This is a genomic window from Streptomyces sp. HSW2009 (assembly GCF_040240285.1).
In the GTDB taxonomy this organism is placed as follows: Bacteria; Actinomycetota; Actinomycetes; order Streptomycetales; family Streptomycetaceae; genus Streptomyces.
The window spans coordinates 1-3,187 of record NZ_JBEHZD010000731.1 but is presented as its reverse complement, the minus strand read 5'-3'; the positions used below and the strand labels follow the sequence as shown (position 1 = coordinate 3,187).

The following is a 3,187-nucleotide window of genomic DNA, read 5'->3' as shown; positions in this document are numbered from 1 at the left end:
GCGCGAGACAGGGCAGCGCCGGGGCGAGCCGGGGACAGACGGGAGCCTCGGCGGGGGAGAGCCCCAGACAAGCCGGAGCCCCGGAGGAGCCGGAGCCCCGCACAAGCGAGAGCTTCGGACAAGTGGGAGCCCAGACAGGCGAAAGCTCCGGACAAGCGGCAGGCCCGGGCGGCGCCGACGCCGTGGGGGCGGCGTGCGGCGGGCCCGGGCCTGCGGGGCGGGGCGCGGCTAGGGGCGGGACGACCCGTGCTGGGCCGGCGAGGAGCGGCGCGGCGGCCTGGTGAGGGTGATCTGCCGGACCAACTGGTGGAAGCAGGTCAGCGCGGCGATCGCGGGGAGCGCGGCGACGGCGATGCCGCCCACCGTGCGCGGCGCGTGCGCCACCGAGAGCGCCACCGAGAACGCGCTGAACAGCACCACGGCCGCCCAGGCGTGCGGCGCCCTGCGGTAGTGCACCGCGTGCCGGACGATCGACAGCGAGGCCACCAGCCACGGCCCGTAGATCAACACCGGCCACCACATGGCGAGGTGGTGCGCCACGTTCGGTGCCACCACCTGGCGCAGCGGATCGTGCGCGAACATCCCGCCGAGCACGCTCACCACGGCCACGATGACCGCGACCAGCACCGCGATCAGACAACTCAGCACCTCGGCACGGGTCACCGTGCGCGGCGTGTCGCGCACGGCCCCACGGAGCCGGTGCAGGCGCCGTCTACGGTGAGTGGGGGGCTGCTGGGGCAGTCGGGGCACGGGGATGTCCGGCCCGACGAGCGGGTCGAACTCCTCGGTCGGCGCCGACTCCCGCAACAGCTTGGTCAGTTCGGCCTCGGAGTCCCAGTGCCCGCCGAGCACGGCGAGGTCGGGCGCGGTGAGCGGTTCGGACCCGGCGGGGAAGGTTTCGTACGCGACGAACGCGGTGCCCGTCTCGGGGGCCACCGGCGTCGAGTCGTACGCCGCGAACCCGCCACCGAAGTCCGGCCCGAAGCCGAGCCCGGACTCGTTGCCCGGCCCGAAGGCGGGGTGCGGGACGGCGCCGGGGGCGCGTACGTCATAGCCGCCGTAGTCGTATCGCTCATGCATGGTCGTCCTGCGGGAGCCGGGCGTACGGGAGCTTCGGCTGTGGATCGGAGCGCCCCGCCGGCGCCCTGGCCGACTCCGCACGCGGCCCGCGCAGCGCCTCACAGCGCTGGACGAAATCGGCCTCGATGCGCTCCATGGTGGTGGCCAGATCGGCCAACTCTGCTTGGCAATACCGAAGGTGGACGAATTCTGCGCCGCGTTGGAGATGGGCGTGGGTGAAGCCCCGTGGGCTGCCCGGGGGCGTGGCCGTGAGGACCCAGTCCCCCATGCGGTGAGACTCCGTGAGGGGCGCGGCCGGGGCTGTGGTACCGGGAAGCGCGGTGGATGAAGTCACGTCCGGTTAACGACGGTCTGGCCTGCGGGGGCGTGCTCCGAATGGAGGACAATAGATGCGAAGTTCCTACTCAACGCCCGTTGTTCTGCAATGCGGACTAGGCGGATAAGACGGGTGGTCGAGGCGGGGGCGTTCCGCTGCCGCCCTGACGCCGTCCTGATGCCGTTCTCGCGCTGCTCCGCCGCCGCCCCGCCGCTGCCCCGGCCGGGCGCGGCCCGCCTTCTGCTGGCGCTCCGCCGCCGGTCTGCCTGCCCGCCGTACGCCCGCTGCCGCGCCGGCAACACCGGGGGCGCGGGCTGCGGCGCGCTCCGGCCGTGCGCTCCGGGGCGCCCCCTGGAGCGGGCGTGGTGACGGCCCCCACCGCCACCACGCCCCTCGCATTCGCCTCCCGACGCCACCCCGGCCACGACCCGGCGTGCCCGGCCCGGTCCACCCGCTCGGGTGCACCCGGCCGGGCGGTGGTCACGGGCCGGAACGGGGCGGCCGGGGCGCCGCCGGCCGAGGTGGGCCCGGACCGTCACCGTCGGCCGCAGCGGGCGGACCTGAGCCACTACCGACACCGGCCCAGCAGGTCCGAAGCCACCGCCGCCGGCCGGGGCGGGCCGACCCGAAACCGCAGCCCGTACCGCCACCGACCGGATGGGTCAGGCCGCCGCCCCGTACGCCGCGCGCAGCCGCTCGTACAGCGCCCGGTCCGCGCCGATGTGGTCCAGGCCGAGCAGCGCCGCGCCGAGCACCGGCGGAGCCTGCACCACGTGCGGGGTGGCCTTGGGCGCGCGCTCGGCCAGGAGTTCGCGCACCCCGCCGTCGAGCAGCCGGTGCCGGGCGGCCAGCACCCCGCCGCCGAGCACCACCGGAGCGTGCTCACCGAGCAGGTCAAGCTTGGCGAGCGCGACGGTGGCCATGGTGACCACCTCGTCCGCCTGCCGTGCCACGATCGCGCGGGCCACCGCGTCCCCCGCATCGGCCACCGCGAACAGCACCGGCGTCAGCTCGTACCGCCGGGTCGGCGCCACCTCGCCCAGATGCAGCGCCGTGATCAGCGCCAACATGTCGGTCAGCCCGAAGTGGCCGGGCAGCGCCGAGGCGAGTTCGGTGGGTTCGCCCCGGCCGTCCCACGCCCGCGCGGCCCACCACAGCGCCTCGTCGGCCAGATGGCCGCCGCCGCCCCAGTCGCCCGAGATGCGGCCGATGGCGGGGAAGCGCGCGGGGCGCCCGCCGGGGGCGAGCCCCGCGCAGTTGATGCCCGCACCGCAGACCACGGCGACCCCGGTGGGCTCTCCGTCGTCCGGCAGCCCGGAGCGCAGCAGCGCGAACGTGTCGTTGGTGACGTTGACCGTACGGCCCCAACCGAGCGCCGCTATGGCCTCGGTCAGCCGCTCCTCCTCGATCGGCAGGTCGCAGTTGGCCAGACAGGCGGAGACGTGCTCGGCCAGCGGAGCGCTCCGCTGCGCGAGCTGATCGGCCAGCCCCGCATCGGCCGCGGCCCGGGCGACGATCTCGGCCAGGCCCGCCACCGCACGCTCGGTGCCGACCCCCCGGGGCGGGGGCCCCCCCCCCCCGGGCCCGCCGCCCCCCCGGCCGGGCGGGGCCCGCCGGGCCCCCCCGCCCCCGGGGCGGCGGCGGCGGGGCGGGGGGGCGGGGCCGGCCCCCCCGGGGCCGGGGGGGGGGGCGGCCCGCCGGGGGGGGCCCGGGGGGGGGCGGGGCCCCCCGGGGGCGCCCCCCCCCGCCGGACAGGATTGGCGCAGCCGTGCCAACTGTTCCGGGTGGGAC

3 protein-coding genes are annotated in these 3,187 nt (G+C 76.9%); all 3 read right to left on the bottom strand.

Going from position 1 to position 3,187, the window contains the following annotated elements:
• Positions 1-228: 228 nt before the first annotated feature.
• Positions 229-1,080 (bottom strand): hypothetical protein, encoded by an 852-nt coding sequence (locus tag AAHZ94_RS31420; protein WP_349997113.1) that lies wholly within the window; start codon positions 1,078-1,080, stop codon positions 229-231.
• Entirely contained in the window at positions 1,073-1,348 is a 276-nt protein-coding gene (locus AAHZ94_RS31415) for a hypothetical protein (protein WP_349997112.1), read from the bottom strand. The genes AAHZ94_RS31420 and AAHZ94_RS31415 overlap by 8 nt, the downstream gene beginning before the upstream one ends.
• A 710-nt stretch (positions 1,349-2,058) precedes the next feature.
• A complete protein-coding gene (locus AAHZ94_RS31410; RefSeq protein ID WP_349997114.1) occupies positions 2,059-3,171 on the bottom strand; it encodes an N-acetylglucosamine kinase in 1,113 nt (370 codons plus the stop codon).
• Positions 3,172-3,187 lie beyond the last annotated feature (16 nt).